The organism is Pseudomonas sp. CAN1, assembly GCF_030462585.1.
Classification (GTDB): domain Bacteria; phylum Pseudomonadota; class Gammaproteobacteria; order Pseudomonadales; family Pseudomonadaceae; genus Pseudomonas.
On sequence record NZ_JASMRU010000002.1, the window covers coordinates 109266 to 128055 of the forward strand.

Annotated in this window: 10 protein-coding genes; 1 reads left to right on the forward strand and 9 read right to left on the reverse strand. The window is 66.3% G+C overall.

The annotated features are described in order from the left end of the window. Positions 1 to 10: 10 nt before the first annotated feature. The 5 genes from selO to QO207_RS03500 all read right to left on the reverse strand — a co-directional run bounded on the left by selO (position 11) and on the right by QO207_RS03500 (position 9476). Positions 11 to 1471 carry a protein adenylyltransferase SelO gene (gene selO / locus QO207_RS03480; protein ID WP_301531196.1) on the reverse strand — a complete coding sequence of 487 codons (1461 nt, stop codon included), beginning with the start codon at positions 1469 to 1471 and terminating at the stop codon, positions 11 to 13. A 58-nt stretch (positions 1472 to 1529) separates the two neighbouring features. After that, complete coding sequence (gene mscK / locus QO207_RS03485; RefSeq protein WP_301531197.1) at positions 1530 to 4892, reverse strand: mechanosensitive channel MscK; 3363 nt, start codon at positions 4890 to 4892, stop codon at positions 1530 to 1532. A gap of 84 nt (positions 4893 to 4976) precedes the next feature. Beyond that, positions 4977 to 6719 carry a potassium/proton antiporter gene (locus QO207_RS03490; RefSeq protein WP_301531198.1) on the reverse strand — a complete coding sequence of 581 codons (1743 nt, stop codon included), beginning with the start codon at positions 6717 to 6719 and terminating at the stop codon, positions 4977 to 4979. Positions 6720 to 6818: 99 nt separating this feature from the next. Continuing rightward, positions 6819 to 7382, reverse strand: coding sequence for a hypothetical protein (locus tag QO207_RS03495; RefSeq protein WP_301531199.1), 564 nt, complete (start codon positions 7380 to 7382; stop codon positions 6819 to 6821). Between the two features lie 291 nt (positions 7383 to 7673). Then, the gene (locus tag QO207_RS03500) at positions 7674 to 9476 is read right to left on the reverse strand and encodes an acyl-CoA dehydrogenase (RefSeq protein ID WP_301531200.1); all 1803 of its coding nucleotides are present in this window, start codon (positions 9474 to 9476) and stop codon (positions 7674 to 7676) included. Positions 9477 to 9654: 178 nt separating this feature from the next. Between QO207_RS03500 and QO207_RS03505 the strand changes: the two genes are divergently transcribed. Next, complete coding sequence (locus QO207_RS03505; RefSeq protein ID WP_301531201.1) at positions 9655 to 10491, forward strand: 23S rRNA (adenine(2030)-N(6))-methyltransferase RlmJ; 837 nt, start codon at positions 9655 to 9657, stop codon at positions 10489 to 10491. A 187-nt stretch (positions 10492 to 10678) separates the two neighbouring features. Here QO207_RS03505 and msrA read toward each other — a convergent pair whose 3' ends face one another. The 4 genes from msrA to aceE all read right to left on the reverse strand — a co-directional run bounded on the left by msrA (position 10679) and on the right by aceE (position 18752). Then, complete coding sequence (msrA, locus tag QO207_RS03510) at positions 10679 to 11326, reverse strand: peptide-methionine (S)-S-oxide reductase MsrA (RefSeq protein ID WP_301531202.1); 648 nt, start codon at positions 11324 to 11326, stop codon at positions 10679 to 10681. Between the two features lie 132 nt (positions 11327 to 11458). Further along, the gene (locus tag QO207_RS03515; protein WP_301531203.1) at positions 11459 to 14164 is read right to left on the reverse strand and encodes a bifunctional diguanylate cyclase/phosphodiesterase; all 2706 of its coding nucleotides are present in this window, start codon (positions 14162 to 14164) and stop codon (positions 11459 to 11461) included. A 287-nt stretch (positions 14165 to 14451) separates the two neighbouring features. After that, positions 14452 to 16092: a dihydrolipoyllysine-residue acetyltransferase gene (aceF, locus tag QO207_RS03520; RefSeq protein ID WP_301531204.1), complete on the reverse strand. Its 1641-nt coding sequence runs from the start codon at positions 16090 to 16092 to the stop codon at positions 14452 to 14454. A gap of 11 nt (positions 16093 to 16103) precedes the next feature. Next, on the reverse strand, positions 16104 to 18752 hold the full coding sequence (aceE, locus tag QO207_RS03525; protein WP_301531205.1) for a pyruvate dehydrogenase (acetyl-transferring), homodimeric type: 2649 nt from the start codon (positions 18750 to 18752) through the stop codon (positions 16104 to 16106). Positions 18753 to 18790 lie beyond the last annotated feature (38 nt).

The following is an 18790-nucleotide window of genomic DNA, read 5'->3' on the forward strand; positions in this document are numbered from 1 at the left end:
TATAACCGGCTCAGGAGGAGCAGCTGATCTCCAGGTGGCGGCCCCAGTCCGGCGGGCGGCGGGTGAAGACTTCGGCTTTGGGCTGCTCTTCGAAGGGTTTGCTGAGCACTTCGTGCAGGCGGCGCACCAGGCTGAAGTCGCCCTGTTCGGCGGCGCTGATGGCTTCCTGGGCAAGGTAGTTGCGCAGTACGTAGAGCGGGTTGACGGCATGCATGCGCGCGCGGCGTTGGTCCTGGCTGCCGCCTTCGCGTTCGGTGCGGGCCTGGTAGTCGGCAGCCCAGGCGTCGAAGCCGGTGAGGTCGACGAAGTCTTCGCGGACCACCGCCAGCGCCTGCTCGGGCGCCTGTTCGCCGAGGCGGCGGAAGAACAGCGAGTAGTCCACCGCGCCCTTCTGCATGGTTTGCAGCAGGCGCTGCACCAGTTCCAGATCGCCGTCTTCGGCGGTGGTGAGGCCGAGGCGGCGGCGCATCAGGTCCAGATAGCTGGCCTGGTAGAGCGGCAGGAACAGGTCCAGGGTGGCGCGCAGGTCGTCCACTTCGACGAAGGGCACCAGCGCCTGGCCGAGGGCCGCGAGGTTCCAGTGGGCGATGGGCACCTGGTTGCTGAAGGAGTAGCGGCCGGTGTCGTCGGAGTGGTTGCAGATGTGGTTGGCGTCGAAGTCGTCGAGGAAGGCGTAGGGGCCGTAGTCGAAGGTGATGCCGAGGATCGACATGTTGTCGGTGTTCATCACCCCGTGGCAGAAGCCGTAGGCCTGCCAGTAGGCGATCATCTCGGCGTTGCGCTCGACGACTTCGCGGAAGAACGCCAGGTAGGGCTTTTCGTCGTTCAGGCACTGCGGGTAATAGGACTTCAGGACGAACTCGCCGAGGGTGCGCAGGTGTTCTTCCTGCTTGGTGTAGTAGAAGTATTCGAAGTGGCCGAAGCGCACGTGGCTGGGCGCCAGGCGCAGCAGCATGGCGCCGGTTTCCTTCGACTCGCGCCATACCGTGGTGCTGGAGCCGGTGACGCACAGCGCGCGGCTGCTGGGGATGCCCAGGGCGGCGAGGTATTCGCTGGCGAGGAATTCGCGGATCGACGATCGCAGCACGGCGCGGCCATCGCCCATGCGCGAGTAGGGCGTCTGCCCCGCGCCCTTCAGGTGCAGGTCCCAGTGCTCGCCGGCCTCGTTCACCACTTCGCCCAGCAACAGGCCGCGGCCGTCGCCCAGGCGTGGGTTGTAGGAGCCGAACTGGTGCCCGGAGTAGACCATCGCGCGCGGGTCGGCTTCTTCCCAGAGCTTGTGCCCGGCGAAGATTTCCGCGAACAGCGGGTTATCCGCCTCGCTCGGGTCGAGGTCGAGCAGGGCCATGGCGGCGGGGCTGGCAACGACAAGACGCGGGTCGGCGATGGGATCGGGCAGGACCTGGGTGGAAAACACGTCGCCCAGGCGGGCGAAGCGGTTATCGAAGGTTAGTTCGTCGAGCTTTTTCACAATCTAACTCCGGACAAGTCCGAGCATTGTGCTCGGACTTGTCCGGGGGCGTCCACCCTCAGGCCCTGTCGCCGCTGGGCTTGTCATTCTGCGCGGCGGGCAGTTTCACCGGCGTGGCGGCGGGTTGCTGCTGGCCGACGATGACCTGGGCTTCCTGGCCCTGGAAGTTCTTCAGGAACACGTCGACCTGGTTGAAGGCCATGTCGATGCCGGCCTCGCGGAAGGCCAGGGCGATGCGCGTGAGGGTTTCGTCCACCGCCGGGTTGCGGTCGCCCAGCTCGCGCACGTGGAAGCGCAGTTCGTAGTCGAAGGTGCTGGCGCTGATCATGGTGAAGTACAGCACCGGCTCCGGGTCGCGCAGGATGCGGGTGTTGGCGTGGGCGGCGTCGAGCATGATCTTGCGTGCCAGCGGCAGGTCGCTTTCATAGGCCAGGCCGATCTTGATCGTTACCCGCGTGACGGTATCGCTCAGCGACCAGTTCACCAGCTGGCCGGTGATGAAGGTCTGATTGGGGACGATGATTTCCTTGCGGTCGAAGTCGGTGATGGTGGTGGCGCGGATGCGGATCCGGCTGACGGTGCCGGACAGCGTGCCGATGGTCACCACGTCGCCGATCCGCACCGGGCGCTCGAAGAGGATGATCAGGCCGGAGACGAAGTTGGAGAAGATCGCCTGCAGGCCGAAGCCCAGGCCAACCGACAGCGCGGCCACCAGCCATTGCAGCTTGTCCCAGCTCACCCCGAGGGTGGACAGCGCGCTGACGAAGCCGACGCCGCTGATGGTGTAGGACAGCAGCGTGGTGATGGCATAGGCGCTGCCTTGGCCCAGGGTCAGGCGCTGCAGCACCAACACTTCGAGCAGGCCGGGCAGGTTGCGCGCCAGGGCGACGGTCACGGCGGCGATGACCAGCGCCATGAGGAAGTCACTGAGGCTGATCGGCGTGGTGGACGCCGCGTCACCGGTGCCGCTGGTGTACTGGTAGAGGGTCACGTTGTCGAGGTAGGAGACCACGCTGATCAGGTCCGCCCAGACCCAGTACAGGGTGACCACGAAGCCGATCAGCAGGCCCAGGCGGATCAGGCGCATCGACTGTTCGTTGATCTGCTCGATGCCCAGGGTCGGCTCTTCGATGACCTCGGTGCCCTCGATGCCTTCCTTGGGCGCGTTCTGGCGATTCTTCAGGGCGCGCTGGTAGGCCAGGCGGCGGGCGGCGACGCCCATGCCGCGGACGAAGGTGGCTTCCACCACCATCCAGAACATCAGCAGGAACAGGGTGTCGATCAGCCGGTCGGTGAGCTTGAGGGCGGTGTAGTAGTAGCCGAAGCCCACGGCGAGGAACAGCGCCACCGGCAGGGCGGTGAAGCCCAGGCCGACGATCATCTTGATCATCGACGGACGCTCGCTGGAGGGGCTGTTGAACAGCAGCTGGGCGAGCAGCCAGGTCATCGCGCCATAGCCGAACAGCACCACGGCGATGCCGATCACGTCATCGGCCAGCGAGGCCGGCGAGTGCTCGGCGACGGTGACCACGGCGACCAGCGACATCACTACCAGGCCCAGTCGGCGCATCAGCTTGCCGAGGAACACCACCTGCGGCTGGCTCCAGTGGAAGTGCCGCTCGGCGATGCCGCCGGGGCGCAGGATGCGGTGCGCGGTGTAGAACACCAGCCAGACCTGCGCCATCTCCAGCAGCGCGCTGCCCAGGGTGGCGTTCTGCCCGCGGGCGTCGAGCAGCAGGGCGAGGCCGGCGATGGCCAGGGCCAGGGTGCCGGGCAACGCCAGCAGCACGGCGAGCAGCAGCGCCAGCGGGGTGTGCGCCTGGCTGTCGCGCTTGAAGTGGCCGATGTCGTCGTTCAGCGACTCCAGCTTGTCGTAGAGGAACTTGCGCTTCCACAGCAGGGCGGCGACCAGCAGGAGCAGCGGCAGGAACAGGAAGGGTCGGTCGATCAGGCCTTCGCCCAGCTCCTTCACGCCCGAGCCCCAGGGCACCTCGGCCAGCTGGTGGTGCAGCAGGGTCGGGGTCATCTTGAACCACGACAGGTCCAGCGGGCGGTTGCTGGGAATCCAGAACATCTGCTCGTCGAGGGTGGCGCGCAGGCTGTCGCTGGTTTCCTTGAGCTGCTTCTGGTTGAGCTGCAGGGTGATGGCTTCGTTGAGCAGCGCGTTCAGCTCGTGGTTGAGGCGCTCCATCAGTTCCAGGCGGGTGTCCACCAGCTCGGAGAGGTCGTGGCGCAGCTGCGGGGTGACGCTTTCCTGCGCCTGCTGGGCCAGCTGGTTGTCGATGTAGACCTGGGTGTTGTTGATCTCGTCGCGCTTCTGGTTCAGCTCGAACTGGTACAGGCGCAGGTCGGCGATCTCGTCGGCGAGGTCCTGGTCGGTCTTGATCACCGGCAGCGACTGCTTCTGCTGGTAGAGGATCTTCGACAGCAGCAGGCTGCCGCGCAGGACGTTGATCTGCTCGTCGAGGGCCTGCTCGCCCTGGGTCAGGTTGTCCAGCTGCTGCTTGGCTTCGAGGTTGCGCCGGGTCAGGGTGTTGAGGCGGTCGGTGGTACGCAGCAGGTAGTCGGAGAGCTTGAGGTTGGCGGCATTCTGCTGGCTCAGCAGGCTGTCGGTGCCGGCGGCCTGGCTGCTGTCCTTGGACAGCTGGGCGACGGTCTTCTCCGACTGCTCGCGGCGCTTGTCGCTGATCATCGCCTGCAGTTCGAGGGTTTCGCGCTCTTCGCGGCCGATGCGCTCGGCGAGCAGGTCGCGCTGGCTGGAGGCGAGGTCGAGCAGCAGGTTGTTGCCGGCCAGCTGCTGGCGCAGCAGCAGGTTCTGCGCGATCAGCGCGGCCTGCTCGGCGAGCAGCTCGTTGCGGCGTTCGTCGGCCAGCGGCTTGGCGCCTTCCTTGCCGGCCTTGAGGGCGGTGTTGATGTCCAGCAGGCGGCTCTGGTTCCTGCTCAGGTCGGCCTGGGCGCGCTCGGGGCGGGTCTGCGCGGTGAGGATCTCGCTCTTGGCGTCGATCATCTCCTTCTGCCAGCCGGCGAGCAGGGTGGATTGCTCGTTGAGGAGCATTTCCAGCTGGGTGGCGTTGTAGCCGGCGTAGCGCTGGGTGGCGGGTTTGTCGGCGGTGCCCTTGAGGCGGACGAGCGCCTTCTGGTTTTCGCTGATCAGCTTGGGCGCATCGGCCAGGCGGCCCTTGAGCTCGCTCAGCTGCTTTTCGCTGTCTTCCTTGGCGGCCAGCAGCTTGAGGGTGTTTTCCAGGCTGGCCTTGATCGGCTTGGCTTCGGCCTCGCTGAGTTTACGGTCGGCGAGGCCGTCGAGGTTCTGCTGCACCTTCTCGGCGCTGGGCACTGTGGTATCGGCGGCGAGCGCGGGCAGGCCGGTGAGGGAGCCGCCCAGGAGGACGACGGTCAGAAGGGTACGCAGCAGGAATGACATGGTCGCGTTCAGCGGCTCGTGCAAAAAAGTGGAGTGAGGGTAGTTCTGGCGGGCCGGCACCCGCAAGCGGGCGCCGGTGGGCGGTCAGAGGAAGAGTCCGGGACCGGGACGGCCTTCGGGGAATTTGACCCCGACCTTGCGGATCTTGTTCCCGTCCAGGGCGGCTACGGTCCAGGTCAGGCCGTTCCATTCCACCTGGTCGCCGATGATCGCCTGGCCGCCGATTTCGTGGGCGATGAAGCGGCCCAGGTTCTGTTCGCCGTCGACGCCTTCGAGCTTCAGGCCATACAGCGAGGCCACGGCGGAGAGCTGGGCATCGCCTTCGAGGACGAAGTCGCCGAAGAAGCGCGCGCTGAGGCCGCGGTCCGGCGCCTGGCTGAACAGCTTGCCCAGCGGCGAGAGGTCATGCTCGTGGCCGATCACGCAGAGAATGTCATCGGCTTCGAGGATGGTACTGCCGGACGGGTGCAGCAGCTGGGTACCGCGGAACAGGGCGGCGATACGGGTGCCTTCGGGCATCTTCAGCTCGCGCAGGGCGGCGCCGATGCACCACTTTTCCTTGCTCAGGTGGTAGACGAACAGCTCCCACTCGCTGGTCGGGTGGACCTCAAGGCCGGCGCGGGAGATCGGCGCCGGGTCCGGCGGAACTACCACGCGCAGCAGCTTGGCGGCCCAGGGCAGGCTGGTGCCCTGCACCAGCAGCGAGACCAGCACGATGAAGAAGGCCACGTTGAAGAACAGCTGCGCGTTGGGCAGGCCGGCCATCAGCGGGAACACCGCGAGGATGATCGGTACCGCGCCGCGCAGGCCGACCCAGGCGATGAAGGCCTTCTCGCGGCCATGGAAGGCGCGGAACGGGAACAGGCCGACCAGCACCGACAGCGGGCGGGCGAAGAGGATCATCCACAGCGCCAGGCCCAGGGCGGGCAGGGCGATGGGCCAGAGATCGTGGGGCGTGACCAGCAGGCCCAGCACCAGGAACATGCCGATCTGCGCCAGCCAGGCCATGCCGTCGAGCATGTGCATGATGCCGTGGCGCGAGCGGATCGGCTGGTTGCCCAGCACCAGGCCGCACAGGTAGATGGCGAGGATGCCGCTGCCGTGCACGGCGTTGGCCAGGGCGAAGATCAGCAGGCCGCCGCTGATCGCCAGCAATGGGTAGAGGCCGTTGGCCAGATGGATGCGGTTGATCACCTGCAGCAGCAGCCAGCCGCCGGCCAGGCCGAGCACCGAGCCGATGCCGAACTCGCGCAGGAAGTGCCAGAGGAAGCTCCAGGACAGGCCGCTCTCGCCGTGGGCGAGCATGTCGATCAGGGTGACGGTGAGGAAAACCGCCATCGGGTCGTTGCTGCCCGATTCGATCTCCAGGGTGGCGGTGACCCGCTCGTTCAGGCCCTTGCCGCCGAGCAGCGAGAATACCGCGGCGGCATCGGTGGAGCCGACGATGGCGCCGATCAGCAGGCCTTCCATCCAGCTCAGCTTGAACAGCCAGGCGGCGGCCACGCCGGTCAGCCCGGCGGTGATCAGCACTCCGGCGGTGGCCAGCGACAGCGCCGGCCACAGCGCCACGCGGAAGCTCGACACCCGCGTGCGCAAGCCGCCGTCCAGCAGGATCACTGCCAGCGCCAGGTTGCCCACCAGGTAGGCCATGGGGTAGTTGGAGAAGCCGATGCCGCCGGGGCCGTCGGTGCCCGCGATCATGCCCACGGCGAGGAAGATGACCAGGATCGGGATGCCCAGGCGCGAGGACAGCGAGCTGACCAGGATGCTCATGCCGATCAGCACAGCAGCGATCAGGAAATAGCTGTTGATGGCCACGGCATCCAAGGTGTCGACCTCCTGGGGAATGGGGGAGTGGCGACGCTACGTGGGTTCAGGATGCAGGCCGCATGCCAATCGATTCTAACCTGCGGATTTGCAAGGCTGTCAAAGGTTTGTTGAGGGGCTTTCGGCGGCGGATTCGGGCCAGGCCGCGGAGGAGCTCCCGGCGGGCGCCAGGCCAAGGCTGGCGAGTTCGCCCGGCAGCCAGCCGGGTTTGCTGGTCAGCGCCCGGCTGACGTCGGCAAGGCAGGTCTGGCGGTCGCGCTCCAGGGTGTCGCTGGCTTTGCGCAGTTCCCCCGACAGGGCGTTGCGCGCACCCTCCTGGAGCGCGCGGACCTGGGTGTGCCAGAGGTGCCGCGCCGAGCTGCCGGCCGCTCCGCAACTGCCCAGCGGGTCGTAGTAGGACGAACCGAACTGGGCGTAGCCGGCATTCACCAGCGCATTGAAATAGCGGCCCTGGGCGATGATCGACTTGCTTTCGCCGCCACGCAGGACCGCGACGCCATTGGCCACGGCCTTGTCGATGCTGCCGAGGAAGTCGACGGCATGCTGCTGGGCTTCGGCGCTGGGGACGTCATAGATCGGGCTGGCGCTGGAGGCGATCGCCACGCTGCGCGGCAGGGCGCGGTCGGCCAGGTCGTCGAGCGGGTCTGAGCTGGAGAGCAGCATCGCGGCTCCCACTGCGGTGGCTATCAACAGCAACGGCAGCAACGGAAGGCTGCGTTGCAGGAGAGCGGGGAGAGCTGGGGAATAATTGGCCATGGCGTCGGGAGGCAGAGGAGTGCGCGGGCGCCATTCAACGGCATGCGACGGGGGCCAGGTAGTCGGTCGGGGCGTCTATTTGTGTGGGAATATTCCTTCGGTTGCTGCCGCGGTGCTCTGTCTGCCTGTGGGATGCCTCCAGGCGCCGGGCATAAAAAAGCCCCGGACGTGACCGGGGCGCAAAGCTCATGCGGGGGCCTAGAACCAGGCGTCCCGCATGGTGAAACAGGTGTCGTCGCGGGCTTCGAGCAGCGTGAGGTCGTGGTGGCAGGACGGCACTTCCCAGGTCAGGAAGTAGCGCGCGGCCTGCAGCTTGCCGCGGTAGAAGTCAGCGTCCGAAGCATCTCCGCGCGCCAGGCCTTCCTCGGCGCGAATGGCCTGCTCCAGCCAGCGCCAGCCGATCACTGCGTGGCCGAACACCTTCAGGTACAGCGCCGAGTTGGCCAGCCCTTGCGCCACGCGGCCCTGCATCAGGTCGCCGAGCAGGCTCAGGGTGGTGGCCGACAGGCGCGCCATCAGTTGTTCCAGCGGTTCGCGCAGCTTGTCCAGCGACGAGTGTGCGCTGGCGCGCTCGCAGCACTGGTTGATCAGGCGGGTCAGCTGCTTGAGGCCGGCGCCATTGTTCTGCGCCAGCTTGCGGCCCAGCAGGTCCAGCGACTGGATGCCATGGGTGCCTTCGTGGATCGGGTTCAGGCGGTTGTCGCGGTAGTACTGCTCCACCGGGTATTCGCGGGTGTAACCGTGGCCGCCGAGGATCTGCACCGCCAGTTCGTTGGCCTTGAGGCAGAAGTCCGAGGGCCAGGACTTGACGATCGGGGTGAGCAGGTCGAGCAGTTCGTGGGCCTGCTTGCGCTCCTCTTCGGTGGCCAGCGTCTCGCAGTCGTCCACCAGGCGCGCGGCGTACAGGCCGAGGTCGAAGGCGCCCTCGACGTAGGCCTTCTGGGTCAGCAGCATGCGCCGTACGTCGGTGTGCTCGATGATCGACACCGGCGCCGAGGTCGGGTCCTTGGCATCCACCGGGCGGCCCTGGGGGCGCTCGCGGGCGTATTCCAGGGAGTACAGGTAGCCGGCATAGCCGAGCATGATGGCGCCCATGCCGACGCCGATACGTGCTTCGTTCATCATCTGGAACATGTAGGCCAGGCCGTGGTGCGGCTTGCCGACCAGGTAGCCGACACACTCGCCCTTGTCACCGAAGTTCAGCGCAGTGGAGGTGGTGCCGCGCCAGCCCATCTTGTGGAACAGGCCGGCCAGGGTCACGTCGTTGCGCGCGCCGAGGGAGCCGTCGTCGTTGACCAGGAACTTCGGCACGATGAACAGGCTGATGCCTTTCACGCCGGGCGGGGCGTCCGGCAGCTTGGCCAGCACCATGTGCACGATGTTGTCCGACAGCGGGTGGTCGCCGCCGGAGATGAAGATCTTGTTGCCCTTGATCCGGTAGCTGCCGTCGCCGGCCGGTTCCGCGCGGGTGCGGATGTCGGCCAGGGACGAGCCGGCGTGGGGCTCGGTCAGGGCCATGGTGCCGAACCAGCGACCTTCGATCATCGGCTGCAGGAACAGGCGTTTCTGTTCTTCGCTGCCGAAGGTCTCGATCAGGTGGCTGGAACCCATGCTCAGCATCGGGTAGGACGAGGTGGCGATGTTGGCCGACTGGAAGTGCGCGAAGCAGGCGCGAGCGAGCAGGTGCGGCAACTGCATGCCGCCCTGTTCGAAGCTGCGCGAGGCGTTCTGGAAGCCGGCCTCATTGAAGGCATCCACCGCTGGCTTCACTTCCGGGATGAGCACCGCGCCGCCGTCGACGTATTGCGGTTCGTTCTCGTCGTTCTTGCGGTTGTGCGGGGCGAACAGCTCCTCGGCGATGCCGCGGGCAGTGCCCAGGGCGGCGTCGAAGGTCTCGCGGTTGTGGTCGGCGAAGCGTTCGCGCTGGGTCAGGGCCTCGGCGTCGAGCACTTCGTAGAGTTCGAAAGCGAGGTTGCGGGAGCTGAGCAGGGTCTCGGACATGGATCGACCTCCGTGGGAATCGGCGCAGTCTAGTCTGGTGAATGAAGCGCGCACAGAATCATCCATGAGCGTGATAAAGGGCTAAAACGCCCGGCCTCCCGGCGGGCCCCGGCGACGGCGGACTCGCACCGCACCCGTCGCAGGACCTAAACTGCGCGCCTTGAGGAGTCCGCAATCCATGAACTACCGCCACGCCTACCACGCCGGCAACCATGCCGACGTGCTGAAACATATCGTCCTTGCCCGCATCTTCGCGCTGATGGCGCGCAAGGACACGCCCTTCGCCTACCTCGACAGCCATTCGGGCATCGGCCTGTACGACCTGCTGGGCGATGAGGCCAGCCGTACCGGCGAGTGGGAGTCGGGCATCGGCCGTCTGTACGAGCGCGATGACCTGCCGGAGCTGCTGCAGGATTATCTGGAGGTGGTCAGTGCGCTGAATCCCGACGGCGGCCTGGAGTTCTACCCCGGCTCGCCGGAGCTGGCGCGGCGCCTGACCCGCCCGCAGGACCGGGTGATGCTCAACGAACTGCACCCGGAAGACGGCCGCCTGCTCAAGGCCAACATGGCGGGCGAACGGCGCATCTCGGTGCACCAGGGCGACGGCTGGCTGCTGCCCCGCGCCTTCCTGCCCGTTGCCGAGAAACGCGGCGTGCTGCTGATCGACCCGCCCTTCGAGCAGCCCGACGACCTGGAGCGCTGCGTGACCGCGCTGGACGAGGCCATCGGCCGCATGCGCCAGACCGTGGTCGCCATCTGGTACCCGATCAAGGACCGCCGCCAGCTCAAGCGCTTCTATCAGCGCCTGGAGAAGAGCTCGGCGCCGAAGCTGTTGCGAGTGGAGCTGTGCGTGCACCCGGCTGACACGGCGGATCGCCTGAACGGTTCCGGGCTGGTCATCGCCAACCCGCCGTGGCCGCTGGACGAGGAACTGCGCGGCCTGTTGCCTTGGCTGGCCGAGACGCTGGCGCAAAGCGAAGGCAGCAGCCAGGTGGATTGGCTGATCGCCGAATGAAAAAAGCCCCGGCAGTGCCGGGGCTTTTTTGTGGGGCGCAGGAATGGCGTGGGGCTGGGCCGATCGCGGACGGAGTCCGCTCCTACGTCACCGGGTGGCACCGTGGTCCCTGTAGGAGCGAGCTTGCTCGCGAACAGCTTCACGGCGAGGCCGGTTCGCGAGCAAGCTCGCTCCTACAAGAGCAGGTTCACGCCGGCATGCAGACGCCAGTGCCACCCAGGCCGCAGTAGCCGTTGGGGTTCTTCGCCAGGTACTGCTGGTGGTAGGCCTCGGCGTAGTAGAACGGCGGCACCTCGCGGATTTCCGTGGTGATCTCGCCGTAGCCCTTGGCGTTCAGTTCCTGCTGGAAGGCGGCGCGGCTGGCTTCGATGGCGGTCTTCTGCGCCTGGTCGAACCAGTAGATCGCCGAGCGGTACTGGGTGCCGGTGTCGTTGCCCTGGCGCATGCCCTGGGTCGGGTCGTGGGATTCCCAGAACACCTTCAGCAGCGCTTCGATGCTGGTTTCACGCGGGTCGTAGACCACCAGCACGACTTCGCTGTGGCCGGTCAGGCCGGAGCAGACTTCGTCGTAGGTCGGGTTCGGCGTGAAGCCACCGGCGTAGCCCGCGGCAGTGACCCACACGCCCGGTTGCTGCCAGAAGCGCCGCTCGGCACCCCAGAAGCAGCCCAGGCCGACCACGATCTGCTGCAGGCCGGCGGGGAAGGGCGCGCTCAGCGGGCGGCCATTGACGTGATGCGCTTCGGGCACCGGCATCGGACTCTCGCGGCCGGGCAGGGCCTGGGCGGAGCTGGGCAGCTCCAGCTTGTGGACAAGTATTTGCGAGCGCAGGGTCATGGCATTCGTCTCCTCGAAATGGGGGCGGCAATAGACTCGGGTACTCGCCGAAGATTACAGCGTTTGTTTTGCTTTGCGGGATGTTTGCGCGTGCTCAAGGGCGTGGCTGCGGGCACGCCGCGCCAGGCCGGCTCAGTGCGGGCGGCAGGGGTAGCGTTGCAGGCTGGCGGAGAGGTCGTGGCTGGGGATCGGCTTGTCGAACAGGTAGCCCTGGCCGATGTCGCAGCGGTTGCGCCGCAGGAAGGCCAGCTGGGCGGCGGTCTCGACGCCTTCGGCGACCACTTGCAGCTTGAGGTTGTGGGCCATGGCGATCACCGCCGAGGTGATTTCCATGTCGTCCTGGTTGTCCGGGATGTCCTTGATGAAGCTGCGATCGATCTTGATCACGTCGATGGGGAATTTCTTCAGGTAGCTCAGCGACGAGTAGCCGGTGCCGAAGTCGTCCATGGCCATGGCCAGGGTCAGGCCGAGGTGCTTCAGGCGTTCGAGCTGCTGGCGGGTGTCGTCGGTGGCGTCCAGCAGCAGGCTTTCGGTGAGCTCCAGCTCCAGCTGGCCGGCGGGGATGCCTTCCTCGTGGAGGATCGCGGCGATGGAGCCGACCAGGTCCGGGTCGCTGAACTGCTTGGGCGACAGGTTGATCGCCATGTGCAGCTCGCCCAGGCCCTTGGCGGCCAGCTCGCGCACCTGGCGGCAGGCCTGGCGGATCACCCATTTGCCGATGGGGATGATCAGGCCGGTTTCCTCGGCGACGCTGATGAACTGGTCCGGGCGGATCATGCCCTTCTCCGGGTGCTGCCAGCGCAGCAGGGCCTCCAGGCCGAGCAGCGCGCCGCTGCGCAGGCACAGCTTGGGCTGGTAGTGCACCGCCAGTTCGTCCTGCACCAGCGCGCGGCGCAGGTTGCTCTCGACGAACAGCTTGTAGCTGGCCTCGGCGGTCATCGCCTCGGTGAAGGTCTGTACCTGGTGCTTGCCGTTGGCCTTGGCCTTGTGCAGCGCGAGGCCGGCGTGCTTCATCAGGGTCTGCGGGTCCTGCCCGTGCTGTGGCGCGTAGGCGATGCCGATGGAGCCGGTGATGCTGATCAGCTGGTTGTCGACGAACAGCGGCTTGTCGAGCACCGAGAGGATCTGCGCGGCGACCTTCTCGCCACGGCCGGCCACGGATTCCTCCAGCAGCACGGCGAATTCGTTGCTGGCGAAGCGCGCCAGGGTGGCGCTGTCGCTCAGGCTGCTGCGCAGGCGCCGGGCGAGGTTGGACAGCAGCTTGTCGCCGGTCTGGTGGCCGAGGCTGTCGTTGATCCGCTTGAAGTTGTCGATGTCCACCAGCAGCAGGCTCAGCGAGTGCTGGCTGCCGGCCTGCAGGCGCTCTTCCAGGGCGTTGATGAAGAAGTGCCGGTTGGCCAGGCCCGTGAGGTTGTCACGGTAGGCGAGCTTCTCGATGTGCTGCTGGGCCAGCTTGCTCTGGGTGATGTCTTCGTAGATGCCGATGTAGTGGGTCAGCTCGCCCTGGTCGTCGTAGACCTTGGACAGCGACAGCTGGCCCCAGTAAGGCTCGAGGTTCTTGCGCCGGCTGCGGAACTCGCCCTGCCAGCTGTTCTGGGTGACCAGGGTGGAGCGCGCGTCGAACAGCAGCTCGCTGAGATTCGCCAGCGCCGGCAGCTCCGGCAAGCGGCGGCCGCGGACTTCGTCGGCGCCGTACTGGGTGATCGCGGTGAAGCTCGGGTTGACGTATTCCACCAGGCCGTCGCGGTCGATCAGCAGGAAGGCGCTGGCGCTCTGCTCGACGGCGCGCTGGAACAGGTGCAGGGCGCTGGAAACGTTGCGCCGCTCGTGGTTCATCAGCACCTGGGCGTACTGGTCGGCCAGTTCGCCGGCAAAGGCGATCTCGTCGCTCTGCCACATGCGTACTTCGCCGACATGCTCCAGGCAGAGCACGCCGACTACCTCGCCGCCGACGCGGATAGTGGCGTCGAGCATGGCGCTGATGCCCTGCGGGCGCAGATAGCGCGCCGCCAGTTCCTGGGTGCGCGGGTCCTGCTGGGCGTTGTGGGCGTCGATGGCGCGGCCGCTATGCACCGCGTCGATGTAGTTGGGGAAGTTGCTGGCGTCGATGTCCTGGGGCTTTTCGTACTGGTCGGTGTCGCGACGGTAGACGGTGACCGCTTCCAGGCGATTGTCCGGGTGCAGGCGCCAGAGGCCGGCGCGGGCCACGTCGTAGGCCTCGCAGGCAGCCTGGGCGATCAGTTGGGCGGCTTCCAGCAGCGGGTCGCTGGACAGGTAGCGGTGCCGCGCCAGGCGCACGATGAGGTTCTGCTGGGTGCGCGAGCGCACCAGGTGCTGCAGGTGTTCGTCCTGGGAGCGCTGGTACATCTCCAGGGACATCTTCAGGCGGATGTTCTGCGCTTCGAGGTCGAGCAGGCGCGGGTCCAGCTCGGTGCTCTGCTCGTCACCCTCGGTCTGCAGCAGGTAGCCGTGGAGCAGCTGGCGGCCGTGCTGCTGGAAGGATTCGCCGACTTCCAGCACGTCCAGCGTGCCGCGCGGCGAATGCAGCAGGTAGCGCACCCGGTAGCGGTTGTCCTTGAGCAGTTGCTGTTGCACTTGTTCGTGCAGGCGATGGCGCGCCTCGGGCTCCATCAGGCTGGCGTAGGGGGCGTCGAGGATGCCGCAGAGGTCCTGGGCCGGCACGCCGATCTGGCGTTCGCAGCCGGGGTCGAGGAACAGCAGGGTCCAGCTGGGTTCATTCAAGCGCTCGAAGCGCAGCATCCCGAGCCTCGAAGGGACGGGAAGCTGCGTGACAACCTCGGCCGCCTGACGGCTGGCGGCATCGGGATGAGTCTTCATGCGCGGTGGAATTCCAGGGTGCTGGACGAGGGACATGGCCTCGCCCGACTTCTATGGGCGTTGGCAAGAGTTGCATGAGGCACGGGGCCATGACAAGCCAGGACTGTATCGGCCGTCACACCGGGAAGTTGAACCCTGGCGCTCTGGATCGCGGACCGCTGGTCAGAAGTGGCCAGGCAAAAAGAAGCCCCGCCATCTGGCAGGGCTGGAGAGTACGAGCGTGGCGTGCTCGTCGAGAGGAAGGCCGGCGCGGGGCCGGCCTTTTACAACACTTGCAGGAAGAGCTCTTACAGCAGCAGCGTGCGGATATCCGCCAGCAGGTCGGACAGGCGCTTGGTGTAGCGCGCGGCGGCCGCCCCGTTGATCACGCGGTGATCGTAGGACAGCGACAGCGGCAGCATCAGGCGCGGCTGGAAGGCCTTGCCGTCCCACACCGGCTGCATGGTCGCCTTGCTGACACCCAGGATCGCCACTTCCGGCGCGTTGACGATCGGCGTGAAGCCGGTGCCGCCAATGTGGCCGAGGCTGGAGATGGTGAAGCAGGCGCCCTGCATGGCGTCGGCGGAGAGCTTCTTGGTGCGCGCTTTCTCGGCCAGTTCGGCGGCTTCGGCGGCGAGTTGCAGGAGGCTCTTCTGGTCGACGTTCTTGATCACCGGGACCAGCAGACCATCCGGGGTGTCCACGGCAAAGCCGATGTTCACGTACTTCTTGCGGATCAGCGCCTTGCCGCTGGGGGCCAGCGAGCTGTTGAAGTCCGGCATTTCCTTGAGCAGGTGGGCACAGGCCTTCAGCAGGATCGGCAGCACGGTCAGCTTGACGCCAGCCTTTTCCGCAACGGCTTTCTGGGCCACGCGGAAGGCTTCCATCTCGGTGATGTCGGCCGAGTCGAACTGGGTCACGTGCGGCACGTTCAGCCAGCTGCGATGCAGGTTGGCGGCGCCGACCTGCATCAGGCGGGTCATCGCCACTTCTTCCACTTCGCCGAACTTGCTGAAGTCGACTTCCGGAATCGGCGGGATGCCCGCGCCACCAGTGGCGCCAGCCGGCGCGCCGGATTTGGCGCGCTGCAGTTGTTCCTTGACGAACAGCTGCACGTCTTCCTTGAGGATGCGGCCTTTCGGACCGGTGCCTTTGACTTCGTTCAGCTCGACGCCGAACTCGCGGGCGACCATGCGCACTGCGGGGCCAGCGTGAACCTTGGCGCCGTCACGGCTGGGCGCGCCCACCGGAGCGGCTTCCGCAGCCGGAGCCGCGGCAGCCGGTGCCGGAGCGGCGGCAGGGGCAGCAGCGGCCGGAGCCGGTGCGGCAGCCGGAGCTTCGGCAGCAGCCGGGGCAGCAGCGCCCGCGACCTTGAGCTTGAGGATCAGGTCGCCGGTGCCAACTTCGTCACCGACCTTGATCGACACGCTTTCCACCACGCCGGAGGCCGGCGAGGGGATTTCCATGCTGGCCTTGTCCGATTCCAGGGTGATCAGCGACTGGTCGGCTTCGACCGTGTCGCCGGCTTTCACCATGACTTCGATGACGTTGGCCTTGCCGGCCGAGCCGATGTCCGGGACGTGGATGTCCTGGACGCTGGCGGCAGCAGCAGGCGCGGCAGCCGGCGCCGGGGCAGCGGCCGGAGCCTCTGCCTTGGGTGCCTCGGCGGCCGGAGCCGGAGCTTCGGCCTTGGGCGCTTCGGCAGCCGCCGAACCACCCTCGACTTCCAGCTCGAGGATCTCGTCGCCTTCCTTCAGGGTGTCGCCCACCTTGACCTTCAGGCTCTTCACCACGCCGGCTTTCGGCGAGGGGATTTCCATGCTGGCCTTGTCGGATTCCAGGGTCAGCAGGCTCTGGTCGGCCTCGACGGTGTCGCCGACCTTGACCAGCAGTTCGATGACTTCACCCTGACCATTGCCGATGTCGGGTACACGAATCAGTTCGCTCATCGTGCCTCTCCTCAGCAGTCCAGCGGGTTACGTTTTTCGGGGTTGATGCCGAACTTGGCGATGGCTTCGGCCACGACCTTGGGTTCGATATCACCGCGATCGGCCAGGGCTTCCAGCGCGGCCAGCACCACCCAGTGGCGGTCGACTTCGAAGAAGTCGCGCAGCTTGCGGCGGCTGTCGCTGCGGCCGAAGCCGTCGGTGCCCAGGACCTTGAACTCCTTGCTCGGCACCCACTGACGGATCTGCTCGGCGTAGAGCTTCATGTAGTCGGTGGAGGCGATCACCGGGCCCTTGCGGCCGGCGAGGCACTCTTCGACGTAGCTCTGCTTCGGCTTCTGACCCGGGTGCAGGCGGTTCCAGCGCTCGACAGCCAGGCCGTCGCGGCGCAGTTCGTTGAAGCTCGGTACCGACCAGACGTCGGCGCCGATGCCGAAGTCTTCGCGCAGGATCTTCGCGGCGGCTTCGACTTCACGCAGGATGGTGCCCGAGCCCAGCAGCTGCACGTGATGTGCGGCGGCCTTCTTGTCCTCATCGAGCAGGTACATGCCCTTGATGATGCCTTCCTCTGCGCCCTTGGGCATGGCCGGCTGGACGTAGTTCTCGTTCATCACGGTGATGTAATAGAAGATGTCCTGCTGCTCTTCGATCATCTGACGCGAGCCTTCGCGGATGATCACCGCCAGCTCGTAGGCGTAGGTCGGATCGTAGGTGCGGCAGTTCGGGATGGTCGCCGCCAGCAGGTGGCTGTGACCGTCTTCGTGCTGCAGGCCTTCACCGTTCAGGGTGGTACGGCCGGCGGTGCCGCCGATCAGGAAGCCGTGCGCGCGGCTGTCGCCAGCGGCCCAGGCCAGGTCGCCGATACGCTGGAAGCCGAACATCGAATAGAAGATGTAGAACGGCAGCATCGGCTGGTTGTGCGTGGAGTACGAGGTACCCGCGGCGATCCAGCTGGACATGGCGCCGGCTTCGTTGATGCCTTCCTCGAGGATCTGACCTTTCTTGTCCTCGCGGTAGAACATCACCTGGTCCTTATCCACCGGCTCGTACAGCTGGCCGACGGAGGAGTAGATACCCAGCTGACGGAACATACCTTCCATACCGAAGGTACGGGCTTCGTCCGGCACGATCGGGACGATGCGCGGGCCGAGTTCCTTGTCCTTGACCAGCTGCGAGATGATCCGCACGAAGGCCATGGTGGTGGAGATTTCGCGGTCGCCCGAGCCATCGAGCATGGCCTTGAGGGTTTCCAGCGGGGGAACCGGGACCTGGAAGCTCTTCTCGCGGCGCACCGGCATCACACCGCCCAGTGCGGCACGGCGGTTGGCCAGGTACTTGGCCTCGGCGCTGCCTTCCTCGGGGCGGTAGAACGGCAGGTTTTCCAGGTCGGCATCCTTGATCGGGATGTCGAACTTGTCGCGGAACGACTTCAGCGACTCGACGTCGACCTTCTTGACGTTGTGCGCGATGTTCTTCGCTTCGCCCGAACCTGTGCCATAGCCCTTGATGGTCTTGGCCAGGATGACGGTCGGCTGGCCCTTGTGGTTGACCGCCTGGTGGTAGGCCGCATAGACCTTGTAGGGGTCGTGGCCGCCACGGTTGAGTTTCCAGACTTCCTCGTCGGAGAGGTCCTTGACCATCTCCAGCAGCTCCGGACGTGCACCGAAGAAGTGCTCACGCACGTAGGCGCCGTCTTTGGCCTTGTAGTTCTGGTACTCGCCGTCGATGACCTCGTCCATGCGCTGCTGCAGCAGGCCGGCGGTGTCCTTGGCGAACAGCGGGTCCCAGAAGCGACCCCAGACCACCTTGTTGACGTTCCACTCGGCGCCACGGAACACGCCTTCGAGTTCCTGGATGATCTTGCCGTTGCCGCGAACCGGGCCGTCGAGGCGCTGCAGGTTGCAGTTGATGACGAAGATCAGGTTGTCCAGCTTCTCGCGGCCGGCCAGGGAGATCGCGCCCAGGGATTCGGGCTCGTCGCACTCGCCGTCGCCCATGAAGCACCAGACCTTCTGCTTGCCGGCGGGGATGAAGCCGCGGCTTTCCAGGTACTTCATGAAGCGCGCCTGGTAGATCGCCTGGATCGGACCCAGACCCATGGAAACGGTCGGGAACTGCCAGAAGTCCGGCATCAGCCAGGGGTGCGGGTAGGAAGACAGGCCGTTGCCGTCCACTTCCTGGCGGAAGTTGTTCAGCTGGTCTTCGGTGATGCGGCCTTCGAGGAAGGCGCGGGCGTAGACGCCGGGGGAGGCGTGGCCCTGGAAGAACACCAGGTCGCCGCCGTGTTCTTCGGTCGGGGCCTGGAAGAAGTAGTTGAAGCCAACGTCATACAGGGTCGCCGAGGAGGCGAAGGAGGAGATGTGACCACCCAGATCCGGGTCGGCCTTGTTGGCCTTCATCACCATCGCCAGGGCGTTCCAGCGCACCAGGGAGCGGATGCGGCGTTCCATGAACAGGTCGCCAGGCATGCGGGCTTCGTGGGTTACCGGGATGCTGTTGCGGTACGGCGTGGTGATCGCGTAGGGCAGTTGGGTGCCGGACCGGCTGGCCAGCTCGCCCATACGGGTCATCAGGTAATGGGCGCGGTCTTCACCTTCACGGTCCAGGACCGATTCCAGGGCGTCCAGCCATTCCTGGGTTTCGACGGGATCGAGGTCTTGCATGGCTTGCTCCAGGGCGGAAAGGCTTCCAGAATCGGAAG